The following is a 1101-nucleotide window of genomic DNA, read 5'->3' on the forward strand; positions in this document are numbered from 1 at the left end:
GTAAGTAGGTAATCATCCGTATATTGACATTTTATAAAAGCCATCTGATACTGTTTCTGGCTGTCTGCCAAATTCTATATCAGATGGCTTAGTATTATTTTTTTAGTTTAGTACGGCAGTATTCCGGAAGATCTTCTGACCATGGAAGCAGTTTCTTTAACTCTTTCTCTTTAGGAAAAGCTCCCATTTTTCTGAGTTCATCCAATATATAAGTCAGATATGCGTATGGTTTCAGATGGTTCAGAAGTGCCGTTTCTGTAATGCTGTAAACAAGGGCACTGGCACCAGCTCCCCGTACACTTTTGGCAAACAGCCAGTTGCGGCGTCCCACTGCAAAGTTTTTCAATGCACGTTCTGCACTGTTGTTGTCTATACTGAGATGGCCATCTTCCAGATAGCGTTTCAGATATGCCTCCTGATTAAGCGTATACAAAATGGCATCACCAATAAGGGAAGACCTGTCTACAGAATCTTCCATCGTATGAAGCCATTCAAACAGGGCATCCATAACCGGACGGGACTGTTTCTGGCGCTCCTCATATTTTTCTTCCGGTGCTTTATTGTGGATCATTTCCTCGATCTTATAGAGGATCCCGATCCTTGACATCGCCTGATATGCAATGGTCTCTTTCAGCTGTTCTTTTGTAAAGTCTTTTTTTAATGCTGTGAGGGCTGCATCAAAACGTCGTCTTGCATGGGTAAGGCACCCGCTTACTATGATACCTTCTCCTAAACTGTGATAAGCCTGATATCCATCACAGGTCAGATACCCATGAAACCTGTCCCCTAAAAAGTTTACAGGATGATATCCCGCACGGGTCCTTTCATAATCGAAGAGTACCATCTGCGGGGAACCACTGAATTCATCCGTGAGATATACCCACATCCAGTTCTGGGTCGTCCCTTTCTGATCCGGTTCTCCGAGTACCTGGATCCGGCTTTCGTCACAATGGATATATCTGCTTTCCAGAAGTTCCTCTTTCATCAGCTGATACAGCGGTTTCAGGTATCTGTCTGCACAGTTTATGATCCAGTTCGCCATAGTCTTTGTGGAGAGATCGAGATCATATCTGGCAAACTCTCTTTCCTGACGTGCCAGAG

The 1101-nt window shown here is 44.1% G+C and carries 1 protein-coding gene; it reads right to left on the reverse strand.

The annotated features are described in order from the left end of the window. Nucleotides 1-94: 94 nt before the first annotated feature. Nucleotides 95-1101, reverse strand: a 1007-nt coding sequence (gene tnpC, locus PGS38_RS17415) for an IS66 family transposase (RefSeq protein WP_118750640.1), incomplete at its 5' end; no start/stop codon positions are given.

This window comes from Fusicatenibacter saccharivorans, from assembly GCF_027667425.1.
Classification (GTDB): Bacteria; Bacillota; Clostridia; order Lachnospirales; family Lachnospiraceae; genus Fusicatenibacter; species Fusicatenibacter saccharivorans.